The 18,430-nt window shown below is 68.3% G+C and carries 15 protein-coding genes; 11 read left to right on the top strand and 4 right to left on the bottom strand.

Going from position 1 to position 18,430, the window contains the following annotated elements:
* Positions 1 to 3 precede the first annotated feature (3 nt).
* Positions 4 to 936, bottom strand: coding sequence for a diguanylate cyclase domain-containing protein (locus ACEN9H_RS16505; RefSeq protein ID WP_056131635.1), 933 nt, complete (start codon positions 934 to 936; stop codon positions 4 to 6).
* Positions 933 to 5,408, bottom strand: a complete 4,476-nt coding sequence (locus ACEN9H_RS16500; protein ID WP_413671277.1) for a PAS domain-containing protein — start codon at positions 5,406 to 5,408, stop codon at positions 933 to 935. Before ACEN9H_RS16500 ends, ACEN9H_RS16505 begins: the two co-directional genes overlap by 4 nt.
* A gap of 456 nt (positions 5,409 to 5,864) precedes the next feature.
* Between ACEN9H_RS16500 and ACEN9H_RS16495 the strand changes: the two genes are divergently transcribed.
* The 11 genes from ACEN9H_RS16495 (at position 5,865) to ACEN9H_RS16445 (ending at position 16,767) form a co-directional block, all read left to right on the top strand.
* Positions 5,865 to 7,571, top strand: coding sequence for a GspE/PulE family protein (locus ACEN9H_RS16495; RefSeq protein WP_160409818.1), 1,707 nt, complete (start codon positions 5,865 to 5,867; stop codon positions 7,569 to 7,571).
* Positions 7,572 to 7,580: 9 nt separating this feature from the next.
* Positions 7,581 to 8,828, top strand: coding sequence for a type II secretion system F family protein (locus ACEN9H_RS16490; RefSeq protein ID WP_056131643.1), 1,248 nt, complete (start codon positions 7,581 to 7,583; stop codon positions 8,826 to 8,828).
* 10 nt (positions 8,829 to 8,838) lie between these two features.
* Positions 8,839 to 9,324, top strand: a complete 486-nt coding sequence (locus tag ACEN9H_RS16485) for a hypothetical protein (protein ID WP_413671276.1) — start codon at positions 8,839 to 8,841, stop codon at positions 9,322 to 9,324.
* Positions 9,325 to 9,370: 46 nt separating this feature from the next.
* Positions 9,371 to 9,889 (top strand): type II secretion system protein, encoded by a 519-nt coding sequence (locus ACEN9H_RS16480; RefSeq protein ID WP_056131647.1) that lies wholly within the window; start codon positions 9,371 to 9,373, stop codon positions 9,887 to 9,889.
* 221 nt (positions 9,890 to 10,110) lie between these two features.
* Positions 10,111 to 11,058, top strand: a complete 948-nt coding sequence (locus ACEN9H_RS16475) for an agglutinin biogenesis protein MshI (protein WP_413671275.1) — start codon at positions 10,111 to 10,113, stop codon at positions 11,056 to 11,058.
* Positions 11,055 to 11,726: a PilN domain-containing protein gene (locus ACEN9H_RS16470; RefSeq protein WP_413671274.1), complete on the top strand. Its 672-nt coding sequence runs from the start codon at positions 11,055 to 11,057 to the stop codon at positions 11,724 to 11,726. Before ACEN9H_RS16475 ends, ACEN9H_RS16470 begins: the two co-directional genes overlap by 4 nt.
* Positions 11,723 to 12,430 (top strand): hypothetical protein, encoded by a 708-nt coding sequence (locus ACEN9H_RS16465; protein WP_413671273.1) that lies wholly within the window; start codon positions 11,723 to 11,725, stop codon positions 12,428 to 12,430. The genes ACEN9H_RS16470 and ACEN9H_RS16465 overlap by 4 nt, the downstream gene beginning before the upstream one ends.
* On the top strand, positions 12,415 to 12,813 hold the full coding sequence (locus ACEN9H_RS16460) for a hypothetical protein (RefSeq protein ID WP_413671272.1): 399 nt from the start codon (positions 12,415 to 12,417) through the stop codon (positions 12,811 to 12,813). Before ACEN9H_RS16465 ends, ACEN9H_RS16460 begins: the two co-directional genes overlap by 16 nt.
* 12 nt (positions 12,814 to 12,825) lie before the next feature.
* Positions 12,826 to 14,643 (top strand): pilus (MSHA type) biogenesis protein MshL, encoded by a 1,818-nt coding sequence (mshL, locus tag ACEN9H_RS16455; RefSeq protein WP_413671271.1) that lies wholly within the window; start codon positions 12,826 to 12,828, stop codon positions 14,641 to 14,643.
* Complete coding sequence (locus ACEN9H_RS16450; RefSeq protein WP_413671270.1) at positions 14,644 to 15,537, top strand: ExeA family protein; 894 nt, start codon at positions 14,644 to 14,646, stop codon at positions 15,535 to 15,537. It abuts the gene before it with no gap.
* A gap of 12 nt (positions 15,538 to 15,549) precedes the next feature.
* On the top strand, positions 15,550 to 16,767 hold the full coding sequence (locus ACEN9H_RS16445; protein WP_413671269.1) for a tetratricopeptide repeat protein: 1,218 nt from the start codon (positions 15,550 to 15,552) through the stop codon (positions 16,765 to 16,767).
* 7 nt (positions 16,768 to 16,774) lie between these two features.
* Here the strand turns inward: ACEN9H_RS16445 and ACEN9H_RS16440 are convergent, their stop codons facing one another.
* Together ACEN9H_RS16440 and ACEN9H_RS16435 are read right to left on the bottom strand one after the other, a co-directional pair.
* A complete protein-coding gene (locus ACEN9H_RS16440; protein ID WP_413671268.1) occupies positions 16,775 to 17,932 on the bottom strand; it encodes a pyridoxal phosphate-dependent aminotransferase in 1,158 nt (385 codons plus the stop codon).
* Positions 17,929 to 18,399 carry a putative toxin-antitoxin system toxin component, PIN family gene (locus ACEN9H_RS16435; protein WP_413671267.1) on the bottom strand — a complete coding sequence of 157 codons (471 nt, stop codon included), beginning with the start codon at positions 18,397 to 18,399 and terminating at the stop codon, positions 17,929 to 17,931. The genes ACEN9H_RS16440 and ACEN9H_RS16435 overlap by 4 nt, the downstream gene beginning before the upstream one ends.
* Positions 18,400 to 18,430 lie beyond the last annotated feature (31 nt).

Genomic DNA, 18,430 nt, shown 5'->3' with positions numbered 1-18,430 from the left:
AGGCTAGGCGGCGCAGTCGGCGCCGCCCAGCTTGTAGCGGTTGCGGCCCTCGGCCTTGGCCTGGTACAGCAGGGCGTCGGCCACCTGGATCAGGTCGGCCGGGATGCTGTGTTCGCCCGGCACCATGCAGGCGATGCCCATGCTGGCAGTCAGGCGGGAGGCCGTGGGCGACGCGGCATGCGGGATCGCCATCTGCTCCAGCTCCGTCATCAGGCGGTGCGCCACGCCGGTGGCGCCACGGCCGTCCAGCTGCGGCAGCAGGATCGCGAATTCCTCGCCGCCGTAGCGCGCCACGAGGTCCTGCGTGCGCGCGGCGGCGCGCCGCATCGCGGTCGCGAACTGCACGAGCGTCGCGTCGCCGGCCTGGTGGCCGTAGTGGTCGTTGTACAGTTTGAAGTGGTCGATGTCGACGAGGATCAGCGCCACCGGCAGACCCGCGCGGCCGCAGCGGCGCCATTCGGCGTCGAGGCGCTCGTCGAAGGCGCGGCGGTTCGCGACGCCGGTCAGGGCGTCCGTGAGGATCAGCGCGCGCAGCGCGTCGCGCTGGCGCTTGACGGTCAGCTGCGTGCGCACGCGGGCGCGTACGACGGCGGCGTTCACCGGCTTGCTGATGAAGTCGGCCGCGCCGGCGCCCAGGGCGCGCGTCTCGTCCTCGGGCGACTTCAGCGCCGTCACGAAGATCACGGGGATGTCGCTCGTCTCGGGCGCCGCCAGCAATTCCTTGCAGACGGCATACCCGTCCATGCCGGGCATGACGGCGTCGAGCAGGATCAGGTCGGGCTGCTGGGTACGGGCGATCTCGAGCGCGCGTGGACCGTCCATCGCGAACAACACCTCGTGCTCGTCCTGCAGGGCGCCGTGCAGAATCTGGATATTTTCCATCGCATCGTCGACCACCAGGACGCGGCCGTTGACGGCCATGTCGGTCCAGCTCATGCATCCTCCTTCGTATCCAGTAGCGTCCGCACCAGTTGCGCCGCCTCTTCGAAGCGCAGGGTCGCCACGGCATCCGCCAGCGGGGCCACCTGGCATGGTTCGAGGCGGGCGAGGGCGGGGCGCAGCGTCTCGAACTGCGCGATCGCTTTCATGTTGTTATTGTGGAGCAAATCGAGGAGCTGCGCCAACTCGCGCTGCAGGATAGCGCTATCTTCCGGCGCCGCCGCCGGCGCGGGCTTGGCCTCCGGCGCGGGGAGGTCGCGTGCCGCTTCCAGCACGATGGACAGCGCGGCGTCGAGACGGGCGAGGCGCAGCGCGAGCGCCGCCTCGTCCTCGCTGCGCAGCGCCTGTTCCAGCTCCAGCGCCTGGCTCGCCACGTCCGTCGCGCCCAGGTTGGCCGCCACGCCGCGCAGGCGGTGCGCGGCCTGGCCCGCCCCGGCGCGGTCGCCGGCGTCGAGCAGGGCGCGGATGTCGGCCACGGCGCCGCCCTGCGAGCTCTCGAAGCGCCTGAACAACGCGGCGAAGCTGGCGAAATTGCCGCCGAAGCGGGGCAGCGTCGCCTTGAGGTCGATGCCGGGCAGGTAAGCCGGCACGGCCAGCCCGGCGGCGAGCGCCGTCTGCGCCGCTTCGGACGGGGACGCCGCCGGCCGGCCCGTGACGCGGACCAGCATGTTCACCAGTTCGTCCACGTCGATCGGCTTGGCGAGGTAATCGTTCATGCCCGCGGCCAGCGCGCGGCGGCGGTCCTCGTCCAGCGCGTTGGCCGTCATCGCGATGATCGGCAGCCGGTCGAGCCCCATGGCGCGGATCGCGTGGGTCGCCTCGAAGCCGTCCATCACGGGCATCTGCAAGTCCATCAACACCGCGTCGTAGTGCGCGCTGCAGTTGGCCGAATGTTCGGCGAGCATGCTGACGGCGCTGCGGCCGTTGGCGGCGAAATCGACGCTGGCGCCCGCGTGCACGAGCACGTAGTTCGCCACTTCCTGGTTGAGCAGGTTGTCCTCGACGACGAGCACGCGCATGCCGGCCAGGCGCCCGCCCAGCGGCGTCGGGCGTCCGCTCGCCGGCGCGGGCGCGCCGCTGTGCAGTTCCGCCAGCGCGTCGGCCACCGCGCCCGGCGTGAACGGTTTCGCGAGCACGGCGTCGATGCGCAGGTCGGCCGCCACGGCGTCGAGGCGCTCCCGCTCCGGGTCGGCCGCGAGCAGCGCGCAGCGGGGCAGGGAAATCGCCTGGTCGGCGCGCGCGAAGGCGATCACGGACGCGCCGTCCAGGTCGCCCAGCACGCTGTCGACGAACGCGACGTCGAACGGCCCGGCACTGCGCAGCAACGCGAGCGTGTCCGCGCCGCTGGCGGCCGTCTCGACGTGCCAGCCGCGGCCCGCGAGCAGGGCGGCCAGCGCGGCGCGGCTGCTCGCGTTGTCGTCGGCGACGAGGACGCGCAGCGGCGCCGTTTCTGGTTGTGCGGGCGCGGCATCGCCGGCGACGCGGAACGGCGCCGTGAAGCGGAACGTGGCGCCCCGCTCGGGCACGCTGTCCACGCGCAGGTCGCCGCCCATCAGTCGCACGAGGCGGCGGCTGATGGCGAGGCCCAGGCCCGTGCCGCCGTACTTGCGGCTCGTGGACGTGTCGGCCTGCGAGAAGGCCTCGAACATGCGCTGCTGCTGCTCGGGCGGGATGCCGATGCCGGTGTCGCGCACGGTGAACGCCAGCGCGTCCGGACCGGCGGGTTCGATGGTGAGCACGACTTCTCCACGTTCCGTGAACTTGATCGCATTGCTGACGAGGTTGAGCAGCACCTGGCCGAGGCGCATCGGGTCGCCCACGAGGCGCGCCGGCACGTCCGGGTGGACCGCGAACACGGGTTCGATGCCCTTGTTCCACGCGCTCGTGGCGGACATCGCGGCGATGCTGGCGAGGACGTCGTCGAGTGCGAACGGCGTCTGTTCGAGCACGAGCTGGCCCGCTTCCACCTTCGAATAATCGAGCACGTCGTTCAGCATCGACAGCAGCGATCGCGCGGCCATCTGCATGCGCGCGACGTAGCCCCGCTCGCGCCGGCCCAGGTCGGCCTCCTCGAGCAGGCGCGCGAGGCCGATGATGGCGTTCATCGGCGTGCGGATCTCGTGGCTCATGTTGGCAAGGAACTCGCCCTTGGCGCTGCTGGCCGCTTCGGCCGCGTGCAACGCTTCCTCCAGGCGCGACTGGGTGCGTTTCAGCTCCGTGATGTCCGCGTGCAGCATGTAGAAGCCTTGCACGCGCCCGTCGGCGTCGAAGTCGGGGATGTAGCTGCCCCATGCCTGGATCACCTTGCCGGAGCCCTTGCGGTGCAGCCTGCGCTCGAAGAACTGGCGCTCGCCGCGCAGCACGGCCTCCAGGTGCGGCATCACTTCGCGGATCTGGTCTTCGTCGATGAGTTCGACCAGCGTGTGCCCGATCACGTCGGCGGCGTCGCGTTCCAGCCAGTCGAGATAAGGCTTGTTGGCGAAACGGCAGCGCATGTCCGCGTCCCAGTAGCCGACCAGCGCGGGCAGGTGGTCCGTCACGGTGCGGATCATGCGCTCGCTCTCTTCCAGCCGGCGGCTGGCGGCGCGCAGCGCGGCGGCCGTTTCCACGCGCGCGGTGATGTCGCGGATGGTGCCCTGCACGATGCCGCGGCCGCCGATGTCGACGCTGTTCAGCAGCACGTCGGCGTGGAACAGCGAGCCGTCGCGGCGGCGGTAGATCCACTCGAAGCGGTTGCCGCCGGTGTCGAGCGTGCGCCGCATCGCCTCGTGCCACAGCTCGTCCGAGCGGCGGCCGTTCGGCTGGAAGTCGGGCGAGCTGCTGGCCGGCGCCATCGCGAGGAATTCGTCCGCACCCGCGCAGCCGAACAGGTCGATCGCCGCCTGGTTGGCGCTGATGAAGCCGGCCCCGTAGGCGATCAGCACGTGGGCGTCGCCCGAGCCTTCGAACAGCGCGCGGAACATCACCTCGTTGTCGCGGTTGCGCTGTTCCTGGCGCTTGCGCTCCGTGATGTCGAGGACGACGGCGTTGATGCCGACCAGGTCCCGATCCCGCCCGTACACCGGGTAGTAGCTGCAGATCCAGTGGCGCATGATGCCCGGCTCCGCGGGCGATTCTCCGCTGTCCTCGACATCGATCAGCGGTCGCCCCGTCGTCAGCACCTGGCGGTAGGGCCGTTCGATGTGGATGCCCCGTTCGCCCAGCAGGTCGGGCAGGGTGTGGCCGATGTGGGCGCTGGCGGGAAGCGCGTTCACGGCCGCGAGGTAGTCGTTGATCATCACGACCTTCAGGCTGCGGTCGAGGAACGCGAGGCCTACCGGCGCCGTCGCGTACACGGTCGCCAGCATGGCGGAGGAACGCTGCAGTTCGTCGGTGCGCTCGGCCACGAGCGACTCGAGGCCGGCGCGGTATTGTTGCAATTCGCCTTCGACCTTGCCGAGCGCGCGGGCGACGGTCGCCGCCTCGCGGATCGCCAGCGGCGGGATCACGAGCGCCTCGCCACGGCCGAGGGCCGCTGCCGGCTCGGTCAGGGCGCGCACCGAGCGCGCGATCGAATCGCCGATGCGCCAGGCCAGGCCCAGGCTGACGGCGAGCATGACGGCGATCCACGCGAGCGTCGTGGCGGGATCGGGCCCGAGGATCTCGCGCGCGGCGTGGCGCGGAAAGCCGATCGCCACGGCCCAGTCGTGGCCCAGCGTGCGCGCATAGGCGGAGTACATGGCCTGCGGACCGTGCGCCGTCAGCTCGACGATGCCGACCGGGCCGCGGGCCACCGCCTTGATCAGCTCCGGATGCATCCTGTCGCCGATCCCGTGCGGCGTGTGGCCGCGGTAGGCGACCAGCCTGCGGTTGTTGTCGAACACGATCGCGCTCCAGCGCGCCGGCAGGTTCTGGTTCGCGAGCAGTTCCTGGAAGCGGCGCGGGCGCAGTTCGACCGTCACCGCATACGCGACCTTGCCCTCGCGCCAGACCGGCACGCTGATCGAGATCACCCAGGGCTGCGTGGCGTCGCCCCGGTGCAGGCCGGACGTGACGGCGTCGCCGTTGGCGAAGACGGCGCGGATGTCGGCCTCGTTGCCGCGGGGCGGGAGCGTGCTGCCGAGAGCGTGCCGCGTGTCGAGGAGGACTTTGCCGTCCGGCGCGCTGACCGCGACCGCATAGGCGGGGAATTCGGGGCGCAGCAGCCGGCGCGTCGCCGTGTAGAACGCGGCCAGGTCGCCCCTGGCGAGATTCGCCTGGTTGGCCAGGGTGCGCGCCGCCGTTTCGCCGTTGGCCAGGTCGCGGTCGACGGCCGCGGCCAGTGCGCGCGCGATCATCTCCGCATCCTCGGCAACGTGGACCCGTTCGCGCTGGTCGGCATCCCTGGCGAACACGATGTAGCCGATCAGGATCGGCAAGGCGCACGCCAGCACGAGCGTCACGAGCTTGGCGCGTATGGAAGGGAGAGAACGACGTTGTAACAGCTGCACAGCAAGCTCCGCGGATAATGCGCAGCCCAGGCGCCTTGCGAGCATGGTAGCCCAGCAGCCACCTCATGTAAATTCGGGGTCAGAGCACATTTTGGGCAGGTGCCGCAGCCGCAAGTGTCTGTTTTATCGAAGATTTAACGCCGCGCGTCGGGGCGAAAGTGGACCTGACCCCGAATCTTGGCAACATTTGTTTCTTAAATTCGGGGTCAGAGCACATTTTCGGCAGGTGCCGCACCCGCAAGTGTCTGTTTTATCGGAGATTTAACGCCGCGCGTCGAGGAAAAAGTGGACCTGACCCCGAATCTTGGCAACATTTGTTTCTTGCATGGCATGCAGGAGTGACATGGAGTCGCGCGGACGATACGTTTTGCCTTACGTAAAGTCATTCTCCATGTTAATTTTTCGTTCCTCTGGAATACAATGAAGGACTAGTCCTACATTGATCGAAGAGGTGGTATGGCCCGGCCCGAAAAAGTCCGACTTGGCGAAATCCTGGTGCAACAAAAGCTGTTGTCGGAAGACCAGCTGAACCAGGCGCTTGCCGACCAGAAGCGCACGGGCCGCAAGCTCGGCCGCGTGTTCGTCGAGAGCGGTTTCGTCACGGAAGAGCAGATCTCGGGCGCACTGGCGCGCCAGCTTGGCATCCCTTACCTCAACCTCAAGTTCTACAACATCAACCAGGACGTCGTGCGCCTGCTGCCGGAAACGCAGGCGCGCCGCTTCCGCGCGCTCGTGCTGGAAGACCGCGGCGAGACGATGCTCGTCGGCGTCTCCGACCCGACCGACCTGTTTGCCTACGACGAGATCGCGCGCCTGCTCAAGAAGGGCGTCGAGCTGGCCGTCGTCAACGAGACGGAAGTGCTGCAGGCCATCGACCGCATCTACCGCCGCACGGGCGAGATCACGGGCCTGGCGCGCGAGCTCGAACAGGACCTGGGCGACACGACCTCCGTCGACTTCAACGCGCTGTCCGCCAACTCCGGCCTCGAAGAAGCGCCGGTGGTGAAACTGCTGCAGTCGGTGTTCGACGACGCGGCCCAGGTGCGCGCGTCCGACATCCACATCGAGCCCCAGGACGGCCGCCTGCAGATCCGCTTCCGCATCGACGGCGTGCTGCACCTGCAGACGGAAGCCGACATCAAGATCGCGACACCGCTGGCGCTGCGCCTGAAGCTGATGGCGGACCTGGACATCTCGGAAAAACGCCTGCCGCAGGACGGCCGCTTCGCCGTCAAGGTGCGCGGCCAGCGCATCGACGTCCGTATCTCGACGATGCCCACGCAGTACGGCGAATCCGTCGTCATGCGTCTGCTGAGCCAGGTGGGCATGAACTTGCGCCTGGATGCGATCGGCATGCCGGCCGCGCTGGTGGAACGCTTCCGCGCCATCGTCCAGCGGCCGAACGGCCTCGTGCTCGTGACGGGGCCGACGGGTTCCGGCAAGACGACCACGCTGTACAGCGCCCTGGCCGAGCTGAACTCCGTCGAGAAAAAGCTCATCACGGTCGAGGACCCGATCGAATACCGGCTGTCCGGCATCAACCAGGTGCAGGTCAACGACAAGATCGAGCTGAATTTCGCGCGCGTGCTGCGTTCCGCGCTGCGCCAGGACCCGGACATCGTGCTCGTCGGCGAGATGCGCGACCAGGAGACGGCGCAGATCGGCCTGCGTGCCGCCATGACGGGCCACCTGGTGTTGTCGACCTTGCACACGAACGATGCGGCATCGACGCCGCTGCGCCTGATGGACATGGGCGTGCCGCGCTACATGGTGAGCGGCTCGCTGCAGGCCGTGCTGGCGCAGCGTCTGGTGCGCGTGATCTGCGAAAGCTGCTCCGAGCCGTACCAGCTGCCGGCGCCGGAACGCGCCTGGCTGCGCGCCGAACTGGGCGACCGCGCCGAAACGGTGCCGTTCTTCCACGGGCGCGGCTGCTCGCACTGCAATGGCACGGGCTACCGCGGCCGCACGGGCGTGTACGAACTGCTGGAGATGACGCGCGCCGTCAACGAAGCCGCCAACCACCCGGACCCGTCGCACTTCCTGAAGGTGGCGCATGCCGAGATGCGCGGCGAGACGCTGCGCCGCAGTGGTGTGCGCCTCGCGATCCAGGGCCGCACGACGGTGGCGGAAGCCATGCGGATCAGCAACCAGATGGAAGACTGATAAGCGCTTATGCCGTTCTTTGCCTACAAGGGCCGCAACGCGCGCGGCGAATTGATGCAGGGGGTGCTGGAAGGCGCCGACAGCAGCGCCATCGCCGACCAGTTGTTCGGCACGGGCGTCACGCCGCTCGACATCACCCCGACCACCCGCAAGGCGACGACGCCGGGCAACGCCGCGGGCGCGAACGACAGCCTGTGGGAGCGCCTGACGCGCAAGAAGGTCACGTCGATCGACGTGCAGCTGTTCAGCCGCCAGATCTACACGCTGCTGAAGTCGGGCGTGCCGATCATGCGCGGCCTCGCCGGGTTGCAGGAATCGGCGACCAATAAAAGCTTCGCGCGCGTGATCCAGGACCTGCGCGAATCGCTGGACGCGGGCCGCGAGCTGTCGACCGCGATGCGCCGTCATACGGAATGCTTCACGCCGTTCTACCTGTCGATGGTGCGCGTGGGCGAGATGACGGGCCGCCTGGAAGAAGTCTTCCTGCGCCTGTTCGACCACCTGGAATTCGACCGCGACATGCGCGACCGCGTGAAGACGGCGATGCGCTATCCCACGTTCGTCATCATCGCGATGATCGCGGCGATGGTCGTCGTGAACGTGTTCGTGATCCCACAGTTCGAAAAGGTCTTCCAGAGCTTCCACGCCGAGCTGCCGCTGATGACACGCATCCTGATCACGACGTCGCGCTTCACCGTCGAGTACTGGCCCGTCATGCTTGGCGCCGCCCTGGCGGCCTTCTTCGGTGTGCGGGCGTGGACGCGGACCGTGTCCGGACGCCTGGCGTGGGACCGCTGGAAGCTGCGCTTCCCCATCGCCGGCAAGATCATCCACAAGGCCACGATGGCCCGCTTCGCGCGCAGCTTCGCGCTGTCGATCCGCAGCGGCGTGCCGATCGTGCAAGCCCTGTCCGTCGTCGCGCAGACGGCCGACAATGCCTACCTGACCATGCGCCTGGACCAGATGCGCGACGGCGTCGAGCGGGGCGAAAGCATCCTGCGCACGGCGACCAACGCCCAGGTGTTCACGCCGATCGTGCTGCAGATGATCGCCGTGGGCGAGGAATCCGGCTCGCTCGACGACCTGATGGACGAGATCGCGCAGATGTACGAGCGCGAGGTCGATTACGAGCTCAAGACGCTGTCCAGCCAGATCGAGCCGATCCTGATCACCTTCCTCGGTGCGATGGTGCTCGTGCTGGCGCTCGGCATCTTCCTGCCGATCTGGGACCTGGGCAAGGCAGCCCTGCATCATTGACGAGGCATCCATGATTCGTGTGAAGACAGCCCGCGGGTTCACCCTGTACGAATTCGCGATCGTCGCCGCCATCACGGCGGCGCTGTCGACCGTGCTGCTGCACCGCCTGGACGGCTACCGCCGCGCGGCCGAGGACGCGGCGGCGCGCCAGACCGTGGCCGCGCTGCGCACGGCGCTGCAGGTCGAGGTGGCCCGCCATCCCGGTACGCTCGCGGCGCTCGCCGGGCAGAATCCGATGCGCCTGCTGGCACGGCCGCCGGCCGATTATCTTGGCGAATTCGCACTATCCGAGCAGGGTAGCGTGGCACGAAACGGGTGGGTGTTTGACCCACGCGACAAAACCCTTGTCTATCTCACCTCGGAACGAGAAAGATTTGCTTCAGGCAAATCGGAATTGCCCAGGTTCAAGGTAGAATTCACTCATACACCTGCTGACGCAGGGAAACAAATGATGAGCCTTGCATTGAATGAAATCGGTGTGCAAGGCGGTCGTTAATCAAAACCCACGCGGCCGGGAACGCCGCACCTAAATCGGAGAGAGCATGAAAGTAAGTATCAAGAACAATGCGCAGGGCGGCTTCACCTTGATCGAATTGATCGTCGTGATCGTTATTCTGGGCATCCTGGCTGCGACGGCATTGCCGAAGTTTGCCAACCTGGGTAGCGATGCCCGCGTGGCCAGCCTGAATGCTGCGAAAGGTGCACTCAGCGCGACCGCGGCTATGGCGCATGGCAAGTTCATGGTCGATCCGAACGTGACCACGACCAAGCAACTCACGGTCGAAGGCGTGACGATGAACATCAACACCACGACCGGCTATCCGGTGGCGGACAGCAATCTCGCGGAGGCCGCCGGCATGAAGGACGGCGTCGACTATAAGGTCATCGCGACGGCCGCTACGACGGGTACGAATGCTTCGGGTGCGTCGATCAAGCTCGTACCGCAGAGTCTTGCGGGCACGACCAATGAGGCGAACTGCTACGTCCAGTACACCGAGGCAACGACGGCGGGCGGCGCACCGTCGATCAAAGTGAACGGCACGGCGGCAAACTGCAACTAAGCGTTTTTACGCTGCACCGATCGGGACCGCAACGCGCGGTCCCGATTGTCGTTTACGGGCCGAATGCTGCGTATTGACCACACCCCATTAGTAGTTCCACACGGAAAACCAAATATATTCTCCCAGAGTAAAAATTTGGTATCGGAATTTCCTACCGCTTGAATATAATCAAGCCTCTATCGCACTTATCTCGACCAAGTCACGGATAACCATCGCCACGCATGGGTTTTTTCAGTAAAGCACAGAACAATGCAGCCTGGCTGGCCATGGTGCCGCAGCGCGACGGGATCGCGGCGGCCAGCGTGCGCCGTGGCGCGGACGATGGCGCGAAGCCGGCCGTGACGCATGCCGTCTTCTTTCCCGGCGCCCCGTCCGCGGACAGCCTCGACAGGGCCGCGAAGGAGATGCACAGCGCGAGCTACCGCTGCACGACCGTGCTGGCCGGGGGCGATTACCAGTTCATGTCGGTCGAATCGCCGAACGTCCCGCGCGAGGAACTGAAAAGCGCCATGCGCTGGCGCCTCAAGGACATCCTCGATTTCCCCATCGACGACGCCACCTTCGACGTCCTCGACGTCCCGCTCGACCCGAACGCCGTCGTGCGCCCGCAGCAGAGCGTGTTCGCGATCGCGGCGCGCAACAGCATCGTGTCCGCGCGCCAGAAGATGTTCAACGCGGCCAAGGTGAAATTGCGCGCGATCGACATCCCCGAGATGGCCCAGCGTAACGTGTCCGCGCTGCTGGAGCAGGACGGCCGCGGCATCGCGCTGCTGTCGTTCGGCGAGGACGGCGGCCTGTTGACCGTGTCGTGGCGCGGCGAGCTGTATCTGTCGCGCCGCATCGACGTCACGCTGGCCCTGCTGCTCGACGACGACCACGACCGCAAGCACCAGGCCTTCGACAAGATCACGCTGGAGCTGCAGCGCTCGCTCGACAACTTCGAGCGCCAGTTCTCGTTCATCAGCGTGGCCAAGCTCGTGCTCGCGCCGACCGGCGCCACGGGCCTCGAAGACTACCTGTCGAGCAACCTGTACACGCGGGTCGAGACGCTCGACCTGGCCGACGTGCTCGACCTCGATCGCGTGCCGGACCTGGCCGATCCGGGCCGCCAGCAGCGCTTCTTCGTGCCCATCGGCGCCGCGCTGCGTGTCGAGGAGGGCGCGGCATGAGCCAGCAGATCAACCTGTTCAATCCCGCGTTCCAGCCGCAGAAGAAGATCTTCTCCGTCAACGCGATGGCCGGCGCGCTCGGCGTGCTGGTGCTGCTCGTCGTCGGCACGGGCGTGTACGCCAAAGTGCGCATCGCGCAGCTGGAAGCGAGGGTCGCGCGCGGCGAGGCGGAGGTGCAGGCCGCGCAGAAACGACTGGAAGCCGCCACCGCCGAATTCGCACCGCGCACGAAGGACGGCCGCCTCGAAGCGGAGGTGGCCGCGGCCCAGGCCGAGCACGATGCCTTGCGGCGCGTGGCCGACGTCATCCAGCGCGGTGACCTGGGCAATACCGAAGGCTATGCGGAATACTTTCGCGCGCTGGCGCGGCAAAGCGTCGACGGCCTGTGGCTGACGGGCGTGACCATCACGGGCGCCGGCACGGAGATCGGCGTGCGCGGGCGCGCGCTCGATCCGGCCCTCGTGCCGGGCTACCTCGCGCGCCTGCGCAATGAACGCGTCCTGCAGGGCAAGCCGGTGGGCAGCATGCAGATCGGCCAGGCGTCCACCGTCAAGGTGCTCGGCGCCGACGGCAAGGAGTCCGATGCACCGGCACCGTACGTCGAATTCAGCCTGCAGTCGGCCGCCGCCGGTGCGGCACCGGCGCCGGCCACCGGAGGCCAGCCATGAAGCGCCGCTGGCTCCAGTTCACGGCGCGCGTGGAAGCGCTGCAGCCGCGCGAACGCATCATGGCATTCGGCGCCGCCGTCGTCGTGCTCGTGTTCTTCGCGAATACCTTCGTGTTCGGGCCGATGTCGCGCAAGGAAGCCGCGCTGCGCTCGACCCTGCAACAGCAGACCATCACCATCGGCGGCATCGCGGCCGACATCGAAGGCAAGGCGCGCGCCTACGGCAACGATCCGAACGAGGCGCTGCGCAAGCACCTGGGCGAATTGCGGGCCGAGACGGCGCGCACGAGCGACGAGCTGCGCACGATGCAGAAGGGCCTCGTGCCGCCGGAACGCATCGCGCCGCTGCTGGAAGCGATCCTGCGCGCGAACGGGCGCCTGAAGCTCGTGTCGCTGAAGACGCTGCCCGCGTCGACGCTGACCGACGGCGCGGCTCCGGCAGCGGCAGCGGCGGCACCGGCACCGGTGCCGGCCGCACCGCCGCCGCCCGTCGTGAAATCGCCCGACCTGCTGTACCGCCACGGCGTCGAACTGACGGTGCGTGGCAGCTATCTCGACATGGTCGACTACATGCAGGCGCTGGAGACGCTGCCCACCCAGCTGTTCTGGGGCAAGGCGCAGCTGGATGCGGAAGCGTATCCGAACGTGCGCCTGACCCTGACGCTGTACACCCTGAGCCTGGACCCGAAATGGATGAAGCTGTGATTCCGACGACGATGAAGCCGGCCCTGCGCGCCGCATTCCTGGCGCTGCTGCTGGCGGGCGGCGCCCACGCGCAGCCGTTGCAGGATCCGACGAAACCGCCCGCGGCGGCGACGCCGGTCGCGCTGGGTCCGCAGGCCGTGAACAGCGGCCCGCAGCTGCAATCGATCCTGATCGGGCGCGCGGCGGGCGGGCGCCACGTGGCCGTCATCGACGGCGAGACGGTGCGCCAGGGCGAGAGCTTCCGCGGCGCGAAGGTCGTGCGCATCCGCGAGAACGAGGTGGAACTGGCGCGCGGCGGCGAACGCCAGGTGCTGCGCCTGTACGCCGAAGCCGAAGGCGCCATCCAGGGCGACCACGCCGCCACGGTCACCGTGCGGCGCTGACAGAGGATGAGGATGAACGACAAGCGTATCCCGATGCGTTCCATGGCGGCGGCCGCCGCGGCGCTGCTGGCACTGTCCGGCTGCCAGACGACGCCCAGTTCGGCCACCTACGACAACATCAAGGGCGAGGTGGCGAGCGGCGCGAACAAGCGCCCGGCCGCCGCGCCGACGGTCGACGCGGCCGTCGCCGACGCGCTGCTGCCGCCGGCCGCCGCGCTGGCGACGCAACTGCCGAAGGCGCGGCCCGCGCTGGAAGAGCGTTTCAACGTCTCCTTCAACAACGTGCCGGCGCAGCAGTTCTTCCGCTCGATCGTCGCGGGCACGCGCTACAACATCCTCGTGCATCCGGACGTCGCCGGCACCATCACGGCGAACCTGAAGGACGTGACCCTGCCGGAGACGCTCGACGCGATCCGCGAGATGTACGGCTACGACTACAGGATCGACGGCACGCGCATCTCGATCAAGCCGCTGACGATGCAGACCAAGATGTTCCACGTGAACTACCTGGTCGGCAAGCGCTCAGGCATGTCGAGCACGCGCGTGACGTCGACGTCGGTCGCGAACGCGGTCAACAACCAGAACGGCAACGGCTACGGCAACAACGGCAACAACCAGGGCCAGAACCAGAACGGCAACAACGGCAACAACCAGAACAACAACGGCAACAACCCGAACGGCCAGAACGGCGGGCAGATGGACAGCACGGACGTCGCCACGACGTCCGCCAACGATTTCTGGGGCGACCTGAAACTGGCCATCGAGGCCATCGTGGGATCGAAGGAGGGCGGCCGCAGCGTCGTCGTCAGCCCGCAGTCGGGCGTGCTCGTGATCCGCGCGATGCCGGACGAGCTGCGCAACGTCGACGCCTACCTGAAAGCCACCCAGCTCGCCGTCGACCGCCAGGTGATCCTGGAAGCGAAGATCCTCGAAGTGGAGCTGAACGACAGCTACCAGAGCGGCGTCAACTGGGCATCGTTCGCGTCGATCAAGAGCGGCCACGACAACCGCGTCTCGGGCGGCATGATCGCGCCGGGCGCCACGCTCACGCCGCTGCCGTTCGGCGGCGGCCAGCCGGCCGTGATCACGGATCCGAGCACCGGCCTGTCGGCCAGCAGCGGCTTCTCGCTGTCGAATGCGGCGGGGGCGGCCGGTTCGATGTTCGGCCTGGCCGTGCAGACGGCGAACTTCGCGGCGCTGATCTCGTTCCTCGAAACGCAGGGCACCGTGCACGTGCTGTCGAGCCCCCGCGTGGCGGCCGTCAACAACCAGAAGGCCGTGCTGAAGATCGGTACCGACGAGTTCTACGTCACCGGCGTGCAGACGACCACGAACTCCACGACGACCGGCAACACCGTGTCGCCGAGCGTCACCCTGCAGCCGTTCTTCTCCGGCGTGGTCCTCGACGTCACGCCGCAGATCGACGAGAAGGGCAACATCCTGCTGCACGTGCACCCGTCCGTGAGCCAGGTCTCGACGATCAACAAGTCCGTCAACCTGGGCACGGCCGGCAGCCTGAACCTGCCGCTCGCGGCATCGGCGACGTCGGAACTGGACAGCATCGTGCGCGGACAGAACGGCCAGGTCGTCGCCATCGGCGGCTTGATGCGCCAGTCGTCGACGGCGGACGATTCGCAGCTGCCAGGAACAGGCAAGGTGCCCGTGCTGTCGGCGCTGTTCGGCGCGAAGAAGCGCGTGAACCAGAAGCGCGAACTGGTCGTGCTGATCAAGCCGACCATCGTCGAGGGCATCAACAACTGGAACGACGACCTGCTCGACACGGGCCGCCGCATCGAGCAGCTCGACCCGCGCACCCGGGGGAGCCGCTGAATGTACACGGCCCACTTCGGCCTGCGCGAACTGCCGTTCGGGATCACGCCGGACACCAGCTTCTTCTTCGGCGCCCCGCATTCGCAGGAAGCCCTGAACACGCTGCTCGTCGCGGCGCGCGGCGGCGAGGGCTTCATCAAGATCACGGGCGAAGTCGGCACCGGCAAGACCCTGTTGTGCCGCAAGTTCATGGCGACACTGGGTCCGGAATTCGTCACCGCGTACATCCCGAACCCGTACCTCGAACCGCGCACCCTGATGCTGGCGCTCGCGGATGAGCTGGAAGTCGGCTACGACAAGGACGCTGATCAGCACCAGGTCCTGAAAGCGATCACGCACCGGCTGCTGCAGCTGGCGGGCGAGGACAAGCGCGTGCTGCTGTGTCTCGACGAGGCGCAGGCGATGCCCGTCGAGACGCTGGAGGCGCTGCGCCTGCTGACGAACCTGGAGACGGAAAAGCGCAAGCTGCTGCAGATCGTCCTGTTCGGCCAGCCGGAGCTGAACCGCAAGCTGGAGCTGCAATCGATCCGCCAGCTCGCCCAGCGCATCACGTTCCACTATCATCTCGGTCCCTTGAGCCGCGACGACCTCGATTACTATGTGGCGCACCGCCTGCGCGTGGCCGGGTATGATGGGGCGCGCCTGTTCTCGCGCGCTGCGGTGGCCCGCCTGTACGCCGCCAGCGGCGGGGTGCCGCGCCTCGTCAACATCCTCGCGCACAAGGCCATGATGCTGTGCTACGGCCAGGGACGCCAGCAGGTCGTGCGCGCGCACGTGAACCTGGCCGCGCGCGACACGCTCGCGACGAGCAGGCGCCGTGTGTGGCCCTGGGCCGCATCCGCCGCCGCGCTGGCCGCCGCCGGCGCGGGCCTGGCCTGGGCGTTGAGCCATTGACGGGGAGCCGGTATGAGCCTGATTAACAAGATGCTGCAAGACCTGGACGCGCGCGGCACGCCCAAGGACGGCGAACTGCCGGGCCAGGTGAAGCCGGTCGCGCGCGAGCCGTACCGGCTGAACCGGCGCGCGATCGCGGCCGCCGTCGGCGGCTCGCTCGCCGCCAGTGCAGTCTGCTGGCTGGTCTTGACCCGACCGCACCGCGCGCCGGCACCGGCTGCGCCGGCGCCCGCCGCTGCCGTCCGGGTGGCGCCGGTGGTCACGGGCCCCGTGCAGGCTTCTCCGGTGGTGGCCGTGCAGGCGCCCGCCGCGCCGGCGGCCCCGCCGCCCGCCTTGGAAAAGACCGCAGACGCGCCGCCGACGCAGCACATGACGCGGGCGGAGCGGCGCGCGGAACACAAGCGCCTCGCGCAAGAGAAAGCCGCGGCGCGCAAGGCGGAGAAGGCGGAGAAGGCGGCGTCCGTGCGCGCGCAGGACGTGGCGCCGATGGAACCGGACAGCGCGGAAGCGCGCGCGGCGCGGCGCGCCATGGCGCAGGCGCTGGCCGCACGGGGCAAGTCCCCGAAGACGACGTCCGCCGCGATGGTGGCCGCCGCGCGCGCGGCCGCGCACGACGACGCGGCGCCGAAGGGCAAGCGCGGCGTCCAGGGCCGCCAGGAGACGGGCGCCCAACGCGCGGAAGGCGAATACCGGCGCGCGCTGGCGAGCCTGCAGGAAGGCCGCATGATCGAGACCGTCGCGGCGCTGGAGCAGGCGCTGAAATACGAACCGGCGCACGAGGCGGCGCGCCAGACTCTGGTCGGCCTGCTGATCGAGGCGAACCGCAACGACGAGGCGATGCGCCAGCTGCAGCTGGGCCTCACGCTGGACCCGCGCCAGCCCGCGATGGCGATGCTGCTCGCGCGCCTGCAGATCGAGCGCGGGGGCAACGGCATCGACACCCTGATGCGTACCTTGCCGTACGCGGGCAACGACGCCGACTACCACGCCTTCCTGGCGGCCGCGCTGGCACGCCAGCAGCGTCACCGCGAGGCGGCCGAGCAGTATCACCAGGCCGTGCGCGCGGTGCCGTCGAACGGCGTGTGGTGGATGGGCCTCGGCATCTCGCTGCAGGCCGAGAAGCGCAACGGCGAGGCGCTCGACGCGTTCCAGCGGGCGCGTGCCGGCGGCGGGTTGTCGCAGGAATTGCAGGGGTTCGTGGAGCGCCGCATCCAGCAGCTCTCGCACTGAGCCCGCGTCACACTGTCGCCAACCGCTCCAGGGCGCCGTTCAGCGTCTCGTCCTTTTTCGCGAAGCAGAACCGCACGATGCCGGATTCCGTCGGCTTGCTGTAAAAGGCCGACACGGGAATCGCGGCCACCTTGATCTCGCGCGTGAGCCACTGCGCGAATTCCGATTCGCTCAGGTCCGAAATCCCGTCGTAGCGCACGCACTGGAAATACGTGCCGTCCGCCGGCAGCAGGGTAAACCGCGTGTTCGCCAGCCCCGCGCGGAACAGGTCGCGCTTGCGCTGGTAGAACGCGGGCAGGTCGCGCCACGGCGCCGGGTCGCGCATGAAGGCGGCCAGGCCGGCCTGCATCGGCGTGTTCACGCTGAAGACGTTGTACTGGTGGACCTTGCGGAATTCCGCCATCAACGGCGCCGGCGCGGCCACGTAGCCCACCTTCCAGCCCGTCACATGATAGGTCTTGCCGAAGCTCGAGACGACGAACGCGCGCGCCGCCAGCACGGGATGGCGGCTCACCGACGCATGCGGCTGGCCGTCGTAGACCATATGCTCGTACACCTCGTCCGACAGGATCAGGATATCGGTTCCGTCGACAACGGCGGCCAGCGCATCGAGGTCGGCCCGGCGCAGGATCGTGCCGGTCGGGTTGTGCGGCGTGTTCACGACGATCATCCGCGTCCTGGGCGTGACGGCCGCCGCGACGGCATCCCATGGCACGCTGTAGCCGCCGGCGTCCACGCGCATCGCGACGGGCACCGGCACGCCGCCGGCCAGGGTGATCGATGGCTGGTAGCTGTCGTAGCAGGGCTCGATGACGATCACCTCGTCGCCCGGATGCACGGCGCACAGGATCGCGGTGATGATGCCTTGCGTGGCGCCGGCCGTGACCGTGATCTCGGTGGCGGCATCGTAGGCGTGGCCGTACAGCGCGGCCAGCTTGGCGGCGATCGCCTCGCGCAGCACGGGCAGGCCGGTCATCGGCGCGTACTGGTTGTGGCCCGCGCGCATGGCGGCGTCGACGGCGTCCAGCAGGCGCGGATCGCAGTCGAAGTCGGGGAAGCCCTGGCCCAGGTTGACGGCGCCGTGCTCGGCCGCGAGCGCGGACATCAGGGTGAACACGGTGGTGCCGACGGCCGGCAGGCGCGATTGCAGGACGGGTGTGGTCATGGTGCGTACGGGTTGGATGGGGCTGCCGGGGCCTCGGTCTTGACCCAGGCGTCGGGCGTCATGATGCGGAAGAGGTTCTCGCGCGCGGCGCGGCGGGCCAGTTTCAACAACGCCTTGTCCTTCGTGACGAGGACGGCGGCATCGGCATCGCGCGCGATCTCGAGGAATTTCTGGTCGTCGCGGTCCGTGCAGACGGGCAGGCGCAGCGCGCGCGACGTCGGCGCCACGACCTCGATCAGGGCGTCGAAGGCGGCCTCCGCATGCGGACGGGTATCGTCGTCGAGCGGCAGGTGAGAATAATGCAGCACGATCCGGTATTCGTCGCGGCAGTCGGCGCGCGTGACGGCGCGCACCTTACCGGACTCCAGCGCGGCGAGCAGGGGCGCCCAGCGCGGGTCGCGGAAAACGAACAGGTCGAGGCAGACGTTGGTGTCGATGACGATGGGTTTCGCTGAAGCAGGTATCATGTCAGCAATTTTACCCGCTGTACGTGTTTTA

Source organism: Massilia cellulosiltytica (genome assembly GCF_047325105.1).
GTDB classification, from domain to species: Bacteria; Pseudomonadota; Gammaproteobacteria; order Burkholderiales; family Burkholderiaceae_D; genus Telluria; species Telluria orientalis.
This window is presented reverse-complemented; position numbering and strand designations above follow the sequence as displayed.